A 16,142-nucleotide genomic window follows, 5' to 3' on the forward strand; every position below is an offset into this window, starting at 1 on the left:
GGATGGGGATCTTCCGATAGATGGTCCGCCCGGGCGGTGGTTCAAGGCCCGAAGGCGTTACTGGCGTTACAGGCGTCTCAGGCCCGTCACGCGCTCAGGGCTTCCAACTGGTCCGACAGCGCGAGCCAGCGCTCCTCGAGCTGGCCGATCTCGTCGTTGAGCGCCTTGAGCCGCTTGCCGGCGTCGGCGATCTCGGCCGGCGGCAGCGGCTCGGCCAGCCGGGCCTCGAGCGCGCTGCGCTCGCTGCCGGCCGCGGCCATGCGCTCGTCGATCTTCGTGAGCTCGCGCTTCAACGGCTTGGCCTGCTCGCTGCGCTGCTGGCGCTCCTGGGCATCCTGCTTGCGCTGCTGCGGGTTGCGCGACGCGGCCGCGGGCGACGAGGCGGACGACACGGGCGCCGGTGCCGGCGTTGGAGCCGCCACCGGTGCCGGGGCAGGGGCCGCGGCCGATGCCGCCGCCGCGTTCGCCACCTTGGCCTCCTCGCGCAGCCGCTTGGCCTCGTCGAGCAGGTAGCGCTGGTAGTCGTCGAGGTCGCCGTCGAAGTCGCCGACCACGCCGCGGCCCACGAGCCAGAACTCGTCGCAGACCGAGCGCAGCAGCGCGCGGTCATGGCTCACGAGCATCAGCGTGCCCTCGAACTCGTTGAGCGCCACGGCCAGGGCCTCGCGCGTGGCGAGGTCCAGGTGGTTGGTGGGCTCGTCGAGCAGCAGCAGGTTGGGCCGCTGCCAGACCATCATCGCGAGCACCAGGCGCGCCTTCTCGCCGCCGCTCATGGTGCCCACGGGCTGCTTCACCATGTCGCCGCTGAAGTTGAAGCTGCCGAGGTAGCCGCGCAGCGCCTGTTCGCCGGTGGCTTCCTTCACGCTGCTGCCGAGTTCGCGCGCCATCCGCACCATGTGCTCGAGCGGGTTGCTCTCGGGGTGCAGCACGTCGAGTTCCTGCTGCGCGAAGTAGCCGATGTTCAGGCCCTTGCCCTCGGTGACCTGGCCGGCCAGCGCGCCCATCTCGCGCGCGATGGTCTTCACCAGCGTCGACTTGCCCTGGCCGTTGGCGCCCAGGATGCCGATGCGCTGGCCCGCGAGCACCGAGCGGTTGACGCCGCGCAGGATGGTCTTGGGCTCCTCGTTCTCGATCTCGTAGCCGAAGCTCGCGTTGCTGATCGACAGCATCGGGTTCGGGATGTTGCCCGGCTCCTTGAACTCGAAGCTGAAGTCGGCCTCGGCCAGCAGCGGCGCCACGCGCTCCATGCGCTCGAGCGCCTTCACGCGGCTCTGGGCCTGCTTGGCCTTGCTGGCCTTGGCCTTGAAGCGGTCGATGAACTTCTGCAGGTGGGCGATCTTGTCCTGCTGCTTGGTGAAGGCCTGCTGCTGCTGCTCCATCTGCAGCGCGCGCATGTCCTCGAACTTGCTGTAGTTGCCGCCGTAGCGCGTGAGCTGGGCATTGGCGATGTGCAGGGTCACGTCGGTCACGGCGTCGAGGAACTCGCGGTCGTGGCTGATGACGATCATGGTGCCCGTGTAGCGCTGCAGCCAGGCTTCGAGCCAGACCAGGGCGTCGAGGTCCAGGTGGTTGGTGGGTTCGTCGAGCAGCAGCAGGTCGCTCGGGCACATGAGCGCGCGCGCGAGCTGCAGCCGCATGCGCCAGCCGCCCGAGAAGCTGTTGACCGGCGCGTCGAGCTCGTGCGCCTTGAAGCCCAGGCCCAGGATCAGCGCCTGCGCGCGCGGCACGGCGTCGTGCTCGCCGGCATCGGCCAGGTCGGTGTAGGCATGCGCGAGCGCCATGCCCGCGTCGGCGTCGTCGGGATCGGCCTCGTGCGCGGTCTCGGCCAGCGCGAGCGCTTCGCGCAACTCGACCAGGCGGGTGTCGCCGCCGACCACGAAGTCGGTGGCCGACTCCTCGGTCTCGGGCATGTTCTGCGCGACCTGCGCCATGCGCCACTGCCTGGGCACGGAGAAATCGCCGCCGTCCTCGTGCAGGGTGCCGTTGAGCAGCGCGAACAGGGTGGACTTGCCAGCGCCGTTGCGTCCCACCAGGCCGACCTTCTCGCCGGGGTTGAGGGTGACGGTGGCGCCGTCGAGCAGGACCTTGGCGCTGCGGCGAAGAATGACGTTCTTGAGAGTGATCATGAGAGAGGAACCGTGGGGGCGATTATCCCGCCCGGCCCTTGCGTCTTGGCGACAAGGGACAAAGGCGCGGAAAACCAGCCCGAAAACCGGGATTCGCGGCCGATGGCCGCGAGAAGAAGGTGGAAGGGGTTGCGGTCGAGCGCAGCTAACGCACGCCGGCGCCGGCCCTCATGGCGGCGTGAGCGCCGCCAGCGCGGCGCGGGTGGCGAGCAGCACCTGGTCGTCGCCGGCCGAGGTTTCGAGCCACACCACCTCGAGCTGCGGAAACGCCGCCTCGAAGTGCTCGCGCTCGTTGCCGATCTCCAGCACCAGCACCGCGTGCTCGCTCATGCGCGCGGGCGCGTCGGCGAACAGCCGGCGCACGAAATCCATGCCGTCGGCACCGCCGGCCAGCGCCAGCTCGGGCTCGGCGCGGTATTCGGCGGGCAGGGCGGCCATGCTTTGGCTGTTGACGTAGGGCGGGTTGCACAGCACCAGGTCGTAGGGGCCGGGCGTGGCCGCGAGGCCGTCGGACTCGATCAGCGTCACGCGCGCATCGAGCGCGTGGCGCGTGACGTTGATCGCGGCCACCTCGAGCGCCGCCACCGACAGGTCGGCCGCGTCCACCCTCACCTCGGGATAGGTCAGCGCGGCGAGCACCGCGAGGCTGCCGTTGCCGGTGCACAGGTCGAGCACGCGCTGCGTGTGCTCGCCGAGCCAGTAGTCGATGGAGCCGTCGGCGATCAGCTCGGCGATGAAGCTGCGCGGCACGATGGCGCGCTCGTCGACATAGAAGGACACGCCCTGCAGCCAGGCTTCCTTCGTGAGGTAGGCGGCGGGCTTGCGGCTCGCGATGCGCTCGGCGATCAGGGCCTCGACCTTGGCCGCGTCGGCCGGCGACACCGGCGTGTCGGCCACGGCATCGAGTTCGTCGAGCGGCAGCTTCAGGCGCCACAGCACCAGCCAGGCCGCTTCGTCGAAGGCGTTGGCCGTGCCATGGCCGAAGGCCACGCCGGCCTGTTCCAGTTGCTCGGCGCCGGCTTCGATCAGCGCGATGACGGTCTTCATGCCGCGAGCGCAGCGTCGAGCTGCTTCAGGGTGCGCAGGTAGATGTTCTTCAGCGTCTCGATCTCGGCCACCTCGATGTGCTCGTCGATCTTGTGGATGCTGGCATTCACCGGGCCGAGCTCGACCACCTGCGGGCAGACCTTGGCGATGAAGCGCGCGTCGCTGGTGCCGCCGCTGGTCGACAGCTCGGTCTCGATGCCGGTCTCGTCGCGGATCGCACCCTGCACGGCCGCGACCAGTTCGCCCGGCGTGGTCAGGAAGGGCAGGCCGCCGACGGTCCAGGCCAGGGTGCAGTCGACGCCATGCGCGTCGAGCACGGCCTGCACGCGCTGCTGCAGCGCCTGCGGCGTGGACTCGGTCGAGAAGCGGAAGTTGAAGTCGATCACCGCGCTGCCCGGGATCACGTTGCTCGCGCCGGTGCCCGCGTGGAAGTTGCTGATCTGCCAGCTCGTGGGCTGGAACCAGGCATTGCCGGCGTCCCAGCCGCCGGCCGCGTTGATCGCGACCAGCTCGGCCAGCGCGGGCGCCACCGCATGCACCGGGTTCTTCGCGAGGTGCGGGTAGGCGATGTGGCCCTGCACGCCCTTGACCGTGAGCTTGCCGCTCATGGTGCCGCGGCGGCCGTTCTTGATCATGTCGCCGCAGCGCTCGACGGCCGTGGGCTCGCCGACGATGCAGTAGTCGAGTTTCTCGCCGCGCGCGGCCAGCGCATTGCACACGACCACGGTGCCGTCAACGCCCGGGCCTTCCTCGTCGCTGGTGAGCAGCAGCGCCAGCGTCAGGCGCGGATCGGGCACGGCCTGCAGGAACTCCTCGATCGAGACCACGAAGGCGGCGACCGAGGTCTTCATGTCGCAGGCGCCGCGGCCATAGAGCTTGCCGTCGCGGTGCGTGGGCGTGAACGGGTGGCTGGTCCACTGCTCGACGGGGCCGGTGGGCACCACGTCGGTGTGGCCCGCGAACACCAGCGTCCTGGTGGCGGCCGAGGCGTCGGCCGGGCGGCGCACTGCCCACAGGTTGGTGACCCGGAAGTCCGCCGGACCGCTCTCGATGGTCTCGAGCGCGAAGCCCAGCCGCGCGAGCCGCTCGCCCAGGATCTGTTGGCAGCCCGCGTCGTCGGGGGTGACGGAAGGGCGCGAGATCAGTTGTTCGGCGAGCTGGAGCGTGCGGGACATCGGGGGGGCGGTTCTCAGAATTTCACGTCGAGCGTGATGTCGGTGAAGGTGGGCTCGTCGAGCTGGTCGGTCAGGTGCCGCTCGTCGGCCTGGGGCTTGGGCGCCTGGCGGTTCTGCAGGCGCCACATGAGGTTGGTGGGCGAATCGGCATGCGCCAGCCCTTCCTCGCGGGTGATGCGCTCCTCGATCACGAGGCGCGCGATGTCTTCCTCGAAGGTCTGCGAGCCTTCGGCCATGGATTTCTCCATCGCTTCCTTGACGCCCGAGAAGTCGCCTTTCTCGATCAGCTCGGCCACCAGCGCGGTGTTGAGCATGACCTCGAGCGCCGGCACGCGCGCGCCCTGGGGCGTGCGCAGCAGCCGCTGCGAGACGACGGCGCGCAGCGCCGAGCCCAGGTCGCCCAGCAGCGTGGGGCGCACCTCGACCGGGAAGAAGCTCAGCACGCGGTTGAGCGCGCGGTAGCTGTTGTTGGCATGCAGCGTGGCCACGCACAGGTGGCCCGACTGCGCATAGGCGATGGCCGCGGTCATGGTCTCGCGGTCGCGGATCTCGCCGATCTGGATCACGTCGGGCGCCTGGCGCAGCGCGTTCTTCAGCGCCGTCTGCAGCGACTGCGTGTCGCTGCCCACCTCGCGCTGGTTCACCAGCGAGCGCTTGTTGGTGTAGGTGAACTCGATCGGTTCCTCGACCGTGAGGATGTGGCCGCTGGCGTGCTCGTTGCGGTAGTCGAGCATCGAGGCCAGCGTGGTCGTCTTGCCAGCGCCGGTGGCGCCCACCATCAGGATCAGCCCGCGCTTCTCCATGATGAGCGTCTTCAGGATGTCGGGCAGGTTGAGCTCGTCGAAGCCCGGAATGACCGAGGCGATGTGCCGCACCACCACCGCGTAGGTGCCGCGCTGGCGCATCGCGCTGATGCGGAAGTTGCCCGCGCCCTCGATGCCCACCGCCATGTTGAGCTCGCCGTTGGCCTCGAGTTCCTGGATGCGCGCGGGCGGCACCACCTCGGCCAGCAGCGCGAGCGGCGCGGCCGGCGGCAGCACCTGCGCATTGATCGGCACGCAGACGCCGTTGATGCGGATCTGCACCGGGGAGTGCGCCGACAGGTAGATGTCGGAGGCCTTGCGCTCGGCCATCAGCCGAAGAATCCGCTCCATCATGTTCATCGTCGCTCTCCTTCTCCTCGGTCGTTCGGCGGTGCCGTCGTGGCACTCTTGGTGGGACAGGAAAAAGGCGGCCCCCTTCGGCCGCCGTTCGATCAGTCGCGCAGCAGGTCGTTGAGGCTGGTCTTCGAGCGCGTCTGCGCGTCGACCGTCTTCACGATGATCGCGGCGTAGGTGCTGTAGTCCTGGCCGCTCTTGGTCTTCTTGGGCAGGTTGCCGCTGATCACCACGCTGCCGCTGGGCACGCGGCCGTACGAGATCTCGCCGGTGTCGCGGTTGAAGATCGGGGTGCTCTGGCCGATGTAGACGCCCATGCCGAGCACCGAGTTCTCTTCCACGATCACGCCTTCGACCACTTCGGAGCGCGCGCCGATGAAGCAGTTGTCCTCGATGATGGTCGGGTTGGCCTGCAGGGGTTCGAGCACGCCGCCCAGGCCCACGCCGCCTGACAGGTGCACGTTGGCGCCGACCTGCGCGCACGAGCCCACGGTGGCCCAGGTGTCGACCATCGAGCCTTCGCCCACGTAGGCGCCGATGTTCACGTACGAGGGCATCAGGATCGCGCCCTTGGCGATGAAGCTGCCGCGGCGGGCCACGGCCGGCGGCACGATGCGCACGCCCGAGTCCTTGAGCTCGCTGGCCGACAGGTGCGAGAACTTGGTCGGCACCTTGTCGTAGAAGCCGAGCGAACCGGCCTGGATCTGCTCGTTGTCCTTGAGGCGGAACGACAGCAGCACGGCCTTCTTGATCCACTGGTGCACCGTCCACTGGCCCACGCCCTGGCGCGTGGCCACGCGCAGCTTGCCGTTGTTGAGTTCGGTGATCACGTGCTCGACGGCATCGCGCACCTCGGCCGAAGCGGCGGTGGCGGAGATGTTGGCGCGGTCTTCCCACGCGGCGTCGATGATTTGTTGCAGTTGCTGGGTCATGAGGACTCTCGGATGAAGAAGCGAAAAATCGGGGGCGGGGAGAGGCAGGATCAGCGGCCGCCCTGCACGAAGCGCACGATGCGCTCGGCCGCCTCGACGCACTCGGCGGTCTCGGCCACCAGCGCCATGCGGATGCGGCCCTTGCCCGGGTTGACGGGGGCGCCGCCCTGCGGGCCATGCGTGTCGCGTGCCAGATAGCTCCCCGGCAAAATCGTGACATTGTATTGAGCGTGGAGCGCGCGGGCGAAGCCTTCGTCGTCGCCGGCCCACACTTCGGGCACGCCGGCCCAGAGGTAGAAGCTGGCGTCGGGCAGGCGCACGTCGAGCACCGGCTCGAGCAGCGGCGTGACGGCCGCGAACTTGGCGCGGTACATCGCGCGGTTGTGTACCACGTGTTCCTCGTCGCCCCAGGCGGCGATGCTGGCCGCGGCCACGATGCCGCTCATGGCGCTGCCGTGGTAGGTGCGGTAGAGCAGGAATTTCTTGAGGATGTCCGCATCGCCCGCGACGAAGCCGCTGCGCAGACCCGGCACGTTGCTGCGCTTGGACAGCGAGGTCAGCGCGACCAGGTTCTTGAAGTCGCCGCGGCCGAGTTTGGCCGCCGCTTCCAGCCCGCCGAGCGGCGGCTCGTCGCGGAAGTAGATCTCGCTGTAGCACTCGTCGGAGGCGATCACGAAGCCATGGCGCTCCGACAGCTCGAACAGCTTGCGCCATTCGTCCAGCGGCATCACGGCGCCCGTGGGGTTACCGGGCGAGCAGACGAACACCAGCTGGGTGCGTTGCCAGATCGCCTCGGGCACGCTGTCCCAGTCGACCGCGAAGTTGCGCGCGGGCACGCTGGGCGCGTAGTAGGGCTCGGCGCCCGAGAGGAAGGCCGCGCCCTCGTAGATTTGATAGAACGGGTTGGGCGAGATCACGACCGGCGGATGGTCGCGGTCGCTGGGGTCGATCACGGTCTGGGCCAGCGAGAACAGCGCCTCGCGCGAGCCGTTGACCGGCAGCACCTGGGTCGAGGGGTCGAGTGCGAGGCCGTAGCGCTTCTGCAGCCAGTCGGTGAAGGCGGTACGCAGCTTCGGCTCACCGGCGGTGGCGGGGTAGGCGGCGAGTGCGCCGAGGCCGGCGCTCAGGGCCTGCTTGATGAATTCGGGCGTCGCGTGCTTGGGTTCGCCGATGCCGAGGCTGATGGGCTTCAGGTCGGGGTTCGGCGTGACGCCGGCGAACAGCTGCTTCAGCCGTTCGAAGGGATAGGGCTGGAGCCTGGAAAGCAGGGGATTCATGGGGCGCGATTATCGGCGACACGGGCCGCAACCGCCCCGGCCGGGCCCGGCGTTCAGGGCGTGGCGCGGCGGTAGAAGGCCAGCGAGCCGGCCAGCGCCAGCAGCATCGCGCCGCAGGTGCGGTCGATCCAGCGCGCGGCGCGCGCGGTCAGCAGCTGCATCGCCTTGGCGCCGACGAAGGCGTAGACCAGCATCACGGCCATGTCGAGGCCCGCGAACAGCACCGCGATGATCGCGTACTGCATGCCCTGCGGCGAGGCGGGATCGATGAACTGCGGCAGCAGCGCCGAGCAGAACAGGTAGCCCTTGGGATTGGTCACGGCCACCAGGAAGGACTTGAAGAAGACCTGGCGGCCGCTGCCCGGCGCGGCGGCCGCGCCCTCGGCGGGCCGCTCGAAGCTGCCGCCCTTCGAGCGCAGCATGCGGATGCCGAGCCAGGCGAGGTAGGCCGCGCCCACCCACTTGAGCATCGAGAACCAGAATTCCGAGGCCGCGAGCAGCGCGCCCAGGCCCAGCGCTACCGCGCCCACCAGCACGAAGTCCGACAGCATCGCGCCGAACATGCCCGGCAGCGCGCCGCGCACGCCGCGGCGCGAACCGTTGCTCAGCGCCAGCAGCACGGTGGGGCCGGGCGTGGCGATGGCGGCCAGGGCCACGATGCAGAACAGCAGGGCGGTGGTGAGCGTCATGGTTTCTTGCGGGCGGAATCGATGGAAGGGTTCAGATCTTCTTCACCAGCACCTGGCTCTTGCGGTCCCAGTTGTACTTGCGCTTGCGCGCCTCGGGCAGCCAGTCGGGGTTGACCTGCTGGAAGCCGCGCTTGAGGAACCAGTGCATGGTGCGGGTGGTGAGCACGAACAGGCTCTCGATGCCCATGGCCTTGGCGCGGTGCTCGATGTGCTTGAGGATGCGTTCGCCATCACCCTGGGCCTGCGACTGCGGTGAGACGGTGAGCGCGGCCATCTCGGCGGTCTTGGCCTCGGGATAGGGATAGAGCGCGGCGCAGCCGAAGATCACGCCGTCGTGCTCGACCACCGTGTACTGGTGGATGTCGCGCTCGATCTCGGTGCGGTCGCGCTTGACCAGCGTGCCGTCGCGCTCGAAGGGCTCGATCAGCTGCAGGATGCCGCCGATGTCGTCCACCGAGGCCTCGCGCAGGCTCTCGAGCTTCTCGTCGATCACCATGGTGCCCACGCCGTCGTGCACGTAGATCTCGAGCAGCAGCGAGCCGTCGAGCGCGAACGGCAGGATGTGGTTGCGCTCCACGCCGGCCTTGCAGGCCTTCACGCAGTGCTGCAGGTAGAAGGCGGTGTCGGTCGGTTTCTGCGCCGGCGGCAGCGCGGCCAGAAGCTTCTCGGCGGCGTCCAGCGGCAGCTCGGTGTCGATCGGGTTGTCCTCGCTCTCGGGCAGCTCGCTGTGGATGCGGATGCCCGGGGTCTCGGTCAGGAAGATCAGCTTGTCGGCCTGGATCGAGATCGCCACGCTGGTCGCGACTTCCTCCATCGTGAGGTTGAAGGCCTCGCCGGTGGGCGAGAAACCGAACGGCGACATCAGCACCATCGCGCCGAAGTCGAGCGTGCGGCGGATGCCGGCCGAGTCGACCTTGCGCACCAGCCCCGAATGCTTGAAGTCCACGCCGTCGACCACGCCCACGGGGCGCGCGGTGATGAAGTTGCCCGAGATCACGCGCACCGTCGAGCCCGCCATCGGCGTGTTCGGCAGGCCCTGGCTGAACGCGGCCTCGATCTCGTAGCGCAGCTGGCCCGCGGCTTCCTGGGCCGAATCGAGCGCCACCGCGTCGGTGATGCGGATGCCGTGCGAGTACTTGGCCTCGTGGCCCTTGGCGGCGAGCTGCTCGTTGACCTGCGGGCGGAAGCCGTGCACCAGCACGATCTTCACGCCCATGCTCTGGATCAGGGCCAGGTCCTGCGCGATGCTCTGGAGCTTGCCGGCCGCGATCGCCTCGCCCGCGAGCCCGACCACGAAGGTCTTGCCACGGTGCGTGTGGATGTAGGGCGCGACGGAGCGGAACCAGGGCACGAAGGTGAAATTGAAGACGGTCGACATGGGGCGTGATTGTGCATTCTTGGGCGCGTTTTGGTGCAGCGCATCAGGCCAGGGCGCGCAGCAGCCGCGCGGCACCCCCGGCCGGCGGCGTGCCGCGGGCCTTGAACGACGCGAGCTGCGTGGCGTAGGCGTCCAGCGGTTCGGCCTCCGGCGCGGCCGGCGGGCCCGCCGTGGCGAGCGGCAGGCCGAGCAGCGCCGCGAGTTCGGCCGGCGCGATCGAGCCCTGCGCCATCAGCGCATCGACCACGGCCAGGAAGGCCGTCGCGTGCGACTCGATCAGCTCGAGCGCGCGGATGTGCTCGCGCGCCAGGATCTGCTCGATCTCCCGGTTGGTGGCGGCCACGTCGGTGTTGAGGTTGTCGTTGGCGTCGGTCGTCACGTCGGTGCGGCTCCAGCGGCTGCCGAAGGCGTGGTGCCGCACGTGGCGCGCCGCGGTCTCGGTGGCCTGCGCCAGGTCCTGCTCGGCGCCGGTGGTGGCGCCGGCATCGCCGAACACCAGCCGCTCGGCCGCGCGGCCGGCCAGGCTCACGCAGATGCTGTCGAGCGTGTTCTGCTTCGACCAGGCCTTGCGCTTCACGTAGCTGTTGTAGCCGCCCTCGAACGAGGCCACGTTGATGCGGATCTCCTGCGGCGCGCGGCCGAACAGCAGCGCATAGACCAGCCCGTGGCCGGCCTCGTGCACCGCCAGCAGCGCGCGGAAGTCGGCGTTGGCGCGCTGCTTGAGCCGGTTGAGCTCGAGCACCACCGGGAACTCGCGCCGCGCGAGGCGAAAGCGCGCCACCATCTTCGCCTGGCCCTGCGCACCCTGCGATCCGTCGCCCGCGTCCAGCATCAGCCACACCGGCTCGGCGCCGTTGGCGCCCTGTTCGAGCGCCCAGAGCGCCGCGTTGACCAGCGTTGCACTGAGGATCGCGTGGATCGACGAGAACAGCGGCCGCGTGCCCTGCGCGGGGAACACCGCGTTGGCGTAGATCTGCTCGTAGACGCTGGCGTCGAGCACGAAGCGCACGCCCGAGCTCTCCTGGATCTCGCTCACGTAGCGGTCGCAGATCGAGAGGATCAGGCGCACGTAGGTCGCGCGGTCGAACGAGGGATAGATCACGTGGTTGTTGCCCAGCCGCGCGATCTGCTCGGGCTTGAAGCGCTCGGCCAGCGCCTTCTTGACGTCGATCAGCGAGAGCTTCTTCGTCAGCGCGTGGAAGATGTCGGCGTCGGTGTCGCAGTCCTCGACCCGTTTCGCGGTCTCGGCGTACATCTCGTCGAGGTTGCCCGAGACGAAGACCAGCAGCTTCGAGTAGTCGGTCTCCCAGCTCTCCTGCGAGGCGCGGAAGGCGCGCAGCCGCTCCTGAATCTCGGCCGGCTTCCAGGTCATGATGTCGAGCAGCGATTCGCGCAGCTTGAGGCAGCGCTTGAACTCCTGCGCTTCCCACGGCGAGAGCTGCAGCCGGCGCTTGCGGCGCGGCTTGCCGTCCTTCTCGTCGTCTTCGTCGTCGTCTTCGTCCGCGCTCTTGCGGTCCTGGTCGTACTCGGCCCAGGCCAGCGAGGACTCGATCTCGCCGAGCACCGACAGCGAGGGCGGCAGGCGGCCGTCGGACAGCAGCGCCCAGACGTCCTGGTAGCGCTCGACCTTGGCTTCCTTGCCGTGCTTGTCGACGGTGCGAAAGCGCTGGAACTCGTCGAGCACCAGGATGCCGCGCTCGCCCTCGGCAATGCCCGACTCGGCCAGCATGGCCGAGATCGAGCCGGCGCTGCGGTGGCCCGAGCCGTGGCTGAAGCCGTCCATCTGCACTTCGATGAAGCGGTCGTAGAAGCCCAGGTGCTGGGCCAGGCGGCGCACCAGCTGCGTCTTGCCGGTGCCCGTGAGGCCCCAGAGGCAGATCACGACCGGGCGGCCGATGAGCTGCGGCAGCACGTACCAGGCGCGCAGGGAATCGATCACGCGATCGATGATGTCGTCGATGCCGAAGAGCTCGGTCTTCAGCGAATGGGCCACGGCCTGCAGGTGGCGCGAGCGCTCGGCGAGCGTCGCATGCAGGTCGGAATGGATGTCGTTGGACATGGCGGTGTTTTTCTTCTTCGGATGATTTTTCGGGAGACGGGAACGCGGCCGCTTCCCCGCGAACGGGGAGGGGCTGCATGCGATGCGCTGGTCGGGATCAGGGCGGCGCGCTTCGGACTGCTGCCGAAGCGCGCGGGCGGCGTTCCGTGAAGGAGAACGCGGCGCGCGCGGGCTTCGTCAGGCCGGGCGGGTCGACTTGACCCCGCCACGTGCACTCACGTGGCCTGCGCGCAAACGCAGCGAGGGGGGGACAAGGATGGTGGTCATGGCCGCGATCGTAGCGGCGCGGGCTCGTGGCGTAAAGAATATTTACGCCGCGGTGTGGATGTGCTGCAACATCCACGGTGCGCGCCGATAATCGACGGTTTGCCCGAAGAGAACGGGCGCCTGCGCTTGCGACCCCCTCCCTTGACGACCACGACGACTTCCTCCCTTCGCATCGACTTTCCCGAATCGCTGCCGGTCTCGGCCCGGCGCGACGAGATCATGGCTGCCATCCAGGCGCACCAGGTGGTGATCGTCTGCGGCGAGACCGGCTCGGGCAAGACCACGCAGCTGCCGAAGATCGCGCTGGCGCTGGGCCGCGGCAAGCTCAATGCCGAGCCCGGCAAGGGCCGCCTCATCGGCCACACGCAGCCGCGCCGCATCGCCGCGAGCTCGGTGGCCAAGCGCATCGCGGAAGAACTCAAGACACCGCTGGGCGACGTGGTCGGCTTCAAGGTGCGCTTCCAGGACCGCCTGTCGCGCGATGCCTCGGTCAAGCTGATGACCGACGGCATCCTGCTGGCCGAGACGCAGACCGATCCGCTGCTCAAGGCCTACGACACCATCATCATCGACGAGGCCCACGAGCGCTCGCTGAACATCGACTTCCTGCTCGGCTACCTGCGCGAGATCCTGCCGCGCCGGCCCGACCTCAAGGTGATCGTGACCTCGGCGACCATCGACGCCGACCGCTTCGCGCAGCACTTCGCCTCGGCCAAGGGACCGGCGCCCACGGTGTTCGTGTCGGGCCGCACCTTCCCCGTGGAGCAGCGCTACCGGCCCTTCGAGGAATCGCGCGACCACGACCTCAACGACGCCATCGCCGACGGCGTCGACGAGCTCTGGCGCGATCCGCACCATGCGGGCGACATCCTGGTGTTCCTGCCCGGCGAGCGCGAGATCCGCGAGGCCGCCGACCATCTGCGCCGGCACCTCACGCACCAGCCGCTGTACCGCAATGCCGAGGTGCTGCCGCTGTTCGCGCGGCTCTCGCAGGCCGAGCAGGACCGCATCTTCGACGGCCACACCGGCCGGCGCATCGTGCTGGCCACCAACGTGGCCGAGACCTCGCTCACCGTGCCGGGCATCCGCTACGTGATCGACGCGGGCACGGCGCGCGTGAAGCGCTACAGCTTCCGCAGCAAGGTCGAGCAGCTGCTGGTCGAGCCGATCAGCCAGGCCGCCGCCAACCAGCGCGCGGGCCGCTGCGGCCGCGTGGCCAACGGCATCTGCATCCGCCTCTACGACGAGAAGGACTTCGAGGGCCGGCCGCGCTTCACCGATCCCGAGATCCTGCGCTCGTCGCTCGCGGGCGTGATCCTGCGCATGAAGTCGCTGCGGCTGGGCGACGTGTCGCGCTTTCCCTTCCTCGAGGCGCCGTCGCCGCGCGCCATCGCCGACGGCTACCAGCTGCTCAACGAACTCGGCGCGGTCGACGATGCCAACGAGCTGACCGCCACCGGCGCCGAGCTCGCGAAGCTGCCGCTCGACCCGCGCGTGGGCCGCATGATCCTCGAGGCCCGTTCGCGCGGCGCGCTCGAGGAGGTGCTGGTGATCGCCTCGGCGCTCAGCGTGCAGGACGTGCGCGACCGCCCGATGGAAGCGCAGCAGCAGGCCGACCAGGCGCATTCGAAGTTCGATGACGAGAAGAGCGAGTTCAGCGGCTACCTGCGGCTGTGGAAGTGGATCGCCGACGCGCGCGGCGGCCATGGCGACAGCCACAAGCTCAGCAACCGCCAGTACGAGCAGCTGCTGCGCCAGAACTTCGTCAACGTGCGCCGCGTGCGCGAATGGCGCGACATCCATTCGCAGCTGCTCACGGTGGTCACCGAGCACAAGTGGCGCATCAACGCCGAGCCCGCGGGCTACGAGCCGCTGCACCTGTCGATGCTGGCGGGCCTGCTCGGCAACGTCGGCTGGAAGCTCGAGGACGACGAGGCCTACCTCGGCGCGCGCGGCATCAAGTTCTACAAGCATCCCGGTGCGCACCTGAAGAAGAAGCCGGGCCGCTGGATCGTGGCGGCCGAACTGGTCGAGACCACGCGGCTGTTCGGCCGCGGCATCGCCAACATCGAGCCGCAGTGGCTCGAGGAAGTGGGCGGGCATCTGCTGAAGAAACAGCTGCTCGATCCGCACTGGGAGAAGAAGAGCGCGCAGGTCGCCGCGCTCGAGCGCGCCACGCTCTACGGCCTGGTGGTCTACAGCGGCCGGCGCGTCGACTTCACGCGCGTCGACCCGGTCGCCGCGCGCGAGATCTTCATCCGCGAGGCGCTGGTCGGCGGGCAGTGGGACAGCCGCTTTCCGTTCCTCGCGGCCAACCGCAAGCTGGTGCGCGAGGTCGAGGGCCTCGAGCACAAGTCGCGCCGGCAGGACGTGCTGGTCGACGACGAGCTGATCTTCGCCTTCTACGACGCGCAGCTGCCGGCCGACGTGGCCAGCGGCACGACCTTCGAGAACTGGTACCGGCAGGCCTCGAAGGAGCAGCCGCGGCTGCTGTTCCTCTCGCGCGACGAACTGATGCGCCACCAGGCGGCCGGCATCACCACCCAGTCGTTCCCGCCCACCTTGCGGCTCGGCGGCGTGGATTGCGCCGCGACCTATCTGCACGAGCCCGGCGATGCCAAGGACGGCCTCACGGTCAGCGTGCCGCTGTTCGTGCTCAACCAGGTCAGCGAGGAACGCTGCGAATGGCTGGTGACGGGCATGCTCAAGGACAAGATCCAGGCGCTGCTCAAGAGCCTGCCGCAGCGTCCGCGCTCGCGGCTGGTGCCGCTGCCCGAGTCGGCGGCGAAGCTGGCCGAGGCGCTGTCGGAGCCCGAGCTGTTCGGCACGGGCTCGCTGACCGACGTGCTGCTCAAGCGCGTGCGCGACATGACCAGCATCGACGTGAAGCGCGCCGACTTCAAGCTCGACATGCTCGCGCCGCACCTGTTCATGAACCTGCGCGTGGTCGACGAGCACGGTCGCCAGCTCGGCATGGGGCGCAACCTCGGCGCGCTCAAGGCCGAGCTCGGCGCGAAGGCACGCGGTGCGTTCCAGGCGCTGGCCGGACTCAACGTGAAGGCCTCGGCCGAACCCGCCAAGACCGCGGCGCCCGCCGACGCGCGCCGGGCCCAGGAGGCCGCGCCGGCCGCGCCCGCCACGCCGGCGCTGCCGGCCGGCCAGCGCTACACCGCCTGGAGCTTCGGCGAACTGCCCGAGCTGATGGAGGTGCGCCGCGGTGCCCAGTCGCTGGTGGGCTTCCCGGCGCTGCGCGACGAGGGCGATGCCGTCACGATCGAGGTCTTCGACGAGCCCGCGGTCGCGGCCGCGAAGCACCGCGCCGGCCTGCGCCGGCTGTTCGCGCTGCAGCTGAAGGACGCGCTCAAGTACCTCGAGAAGAACATCCCCGACCTGCAGAAGATGGCCGTGGCCTACATGCCGCTGGGCACCGCCGACGAGCTGCGCGCGCAGATCGTCGAAGTCGCGATCGACCGTGCCTTCCTGCAGGAGCCGCTGCCGGCGGACGAGTTCGCCTTCAAGCGGCGGCTTGACGAGGGGCGCGGCCGGCTGACCCTGATCGCCAACGAGGTGGCACGGCTGGCCGCGACGATCCTGGCCGAATACGCCGCGGCCGCGCGCAAGATCAAGGACACGAAGATCCAGCCCGAGTCGGTGCAGGACGCCGCGCAGCAGCTGCAGAAGCTGGTCGGCAAGCGCTTCATCGCCGATGCGCCGTGGACGCAGCTGCAGCATTTCGCGCGCTACCTCAAGGCCATCGTGCTGCGGCTCGACAAGCTGCGCGGCGACCCGGCGCGCGACACCGCCAAGCTGGCCGAGCTGCGCCCGCAGGAGCAGCGCTACTGGCGGCTGGTGGCCGAGCGCAAGGGCGTGGTGGACGACCGCATGCTCGAGTTCCGCTGGCTGCTCGAGGAGCTGCGCGTGAGCTTCTTCGCGCAGGAGCTGCGCACGCCGCAGCCGGTGAGCGTGAAGCGGCTCGACAAGGCCTGGGCGCAGTTGCAGGCCTGACGGTCCGTTCGACGTTCCAAAGAAAAAGCC

The 16,142-nt window shown here is 69.3% G+C and carries 10 protein-coding genes; 1 reads left to right on the forward strand and 9 read right to left on the reverse strand.

Annotated elements, in window-relative coordinates:
* Window positions 1-86 precede the first annotated feature (86 nt).
* From AC07RM_RS07685 to AC07RM_RS07725, 9 genes are all read right to left on the reverse strand, one after another.
* Window positions 87-2,126, reverse strand: a complete 2,040-nt coding sequence (locus AC07RM_RS07685) for an ABC-F family ATP-binding cassette domain-containing protein (RefSeq protein ID WP_495334080.1) — start codon at window positions 2,124-2,126, stop codon at window positions 87-89.
* A 168-nt stretch (window positions 2,127-2,294) separates the two neighbouring features.
* Window positions 2,295-3,173 (reverse strand): 50S ribosomal protein L3 N(5)-glutamine methyltransferase, encoded by an 879-nt coding sequence (prmB, locus tag AC07RM_RS07690; protein ID WP_495334081.1) that lies wholly within the window; start codon window positions 3,171-3,173, stop codon window positions 2,295-2,297.
* Window positions 3,170-4,348 (reverse strand): succinyl-diaminopimelate desuccinylase, encoded by a 1,179-nt coding sequence (gene dapE / locus AC07RM_RS07695; RefSeq protein WP_495334082.1) that lies wholly within the window; start codon window positions 4,346-4,348, stop codon window positions 3,170-3,172. Before dapE ends, prmB begins: the two co-directional genes overlap by 4 nt.
* Before the next feature lie 14 nt (window positions 4,349-4,362).
* On the reverse strand, window positions 4,363-5,511 hold the full coding sequence (locus tag AC07RM_RS07700) for a PilT/PilU family type 4a pilus ATPase (RefSeq protein WP_093341704.1): 1,149 nt from the start codon (window positions 5,509-5,511) through the stop codon (window positions 4,363-4,365).
* Window positions 5,512-5,603: 92 nt separating this feature from the next.
* Window positions 5,604-6,437, reverse strand: a complete 834-nt coding sequence (gene dapD / locus AC07RM_RS07705) for a 2,3,4,5-tetrahydropyridine-2,6-dicarboxylate N-succinyltransferase (RefSeq protein WP_495334083.1) — start codon at window positions 6,435-6,437, stop codon at window positions 5,604-5,606.
* Window positions 6,438-6,487: 50 nt separating this feature from the next.
* Window positions 6,488-7,714: a succinyldiaminopimelate transaminase gene (gene dapC / locus AC07RM_RS07710; protein WP_495334084.1), complete on the reverse strand. Its 1,227-nt coding sequence runs from the start codon at window positions 7,712-7,714 to the stop codon at window positions 6,488-6,490.
* Window positions 7,715-7,767: 53 nt separating this feature from the next.
* Complete coding sequence (locus AC07RM_RS07715) at window positions 7,768-8,403, reverse strand: LysE family translocator (protein ID WP_296787808.1); 636 nt, start codon at window positions 8,401-8,403, stop codon at window positions 7,768-7,770.
* Between the two features lie 31 nt (window positions 8,404-8,434).
* Window positions 8,435-9,781 (reverse strand): amino-acid N-acetyltransferase, encoded by a 1,347-nt coding sequence (argA, locus tag AC07RM_RS07720; protein WP_093341712.1) that lies wholly within the window; start codon window positions 9,779-9,781, stop codon window positions 8,435-8,437.
* A 43-nt stretch (window positions 9,782-9,824) separates the two neighbouring features.
* A complete protein-coding gene (locus tag AC07RM_RS07725) occupies window positions 9,825-11,840 on the reverse strand; it encodes an AAA family ATPase (RefSeq protein WP_495334085.1) in 2,016 nt (671 codons plus the stop codon).
* A gap of 486 nt (window positions 11,841-12,326) precedes the next feature.
* Between AC07RM_RS07725 and hrpA the strand changes: the two genes are divergently transcribed.
* Window positions 12,327-16,112 (forward strand): ATP-dependent RNA helicase HrpA, encoded by a 3,786-nt coding sequence (hrpA, locus tag AC07RM_RS07730; RefSeq protein WP_281077098.1) that lies wholly within the window; start codon window positions 12,327-12,329, stop codon window positions 16,110-16,112.
* Window positions 16,113-16,142 lie beyond the last annotated feature (30 nt).

The organism is Variovorax sp. GW821-FHT09B05, assembly GCF_059418265.1.

Coding starts and splice junctions, on each gene's coding strand:
- AC07RM_RS07685 (WP_495334080.1), bottom strand. CDS start 2,126: ATGATCACTCTCAAGAACGTCATTCTTCGCCGCAGCGCCAAGGTCCTG.
- prmB (WP_495334081.1), bottom strand. CDS start 3,173: ATGAAGACCGTCATCGCGCTGATCGAAGCCGGCGCCGAGCAACTGGAA.
- dapE (WP_495334082.1), bottom strand. CDS start 4,348: ATGTCCCGCACGCTCCAGCTCGCCGAACAACTGATCTCGCGCCCTTCC.
- AC07RM_RS07700 (WP_093341704.1), bottom strand. CDS start 5,511: ATGAACATGATGGAGCGGATTCTTCGGCTGATGGCCGAGCGCAAGGCC.
- dapD (WP_495334083.1), bottom strand. CDS start 6,437: ATGACCCAGCAACTGCAACAAATCATCGACGCCGCGTGGGAAGACCGC.
- dapC (WP_495334084.1), bottom strand. CDS start 7,714: ATGAATCCCCTGCTTTCCAGGCTCCAGCCCTATCCCTTCGAACGGCTG.
- AC07RM_RS07715 (WP_296787808.1), bottom strand. CDS start 8,403: ATGACGCTCACCACCGCCCTGCTGTTCTGCATCGTGGCCCTGGCCGCC.
- argA (WP_093341712.1), bottom strand. CDS start 9,781: ATGTCGACCGTCTTCAATTTCACCTTCGTGCCCTGGTTCCGCTCCGTC.
- AC07RM_RS07725 (WP_495334085.1), bottom strand. CDS start 11,840: ATGTCCAACGACATCCATTCCGACCTGCATGCGACGCTCGCCGAGCGC.
- hrpA (WP_281077098.1), top strand. CDS start 12,327: ATGGCTGCCATCCAGGCGCACCAGGTGGTGATCGTCTGCGGCGAGACC.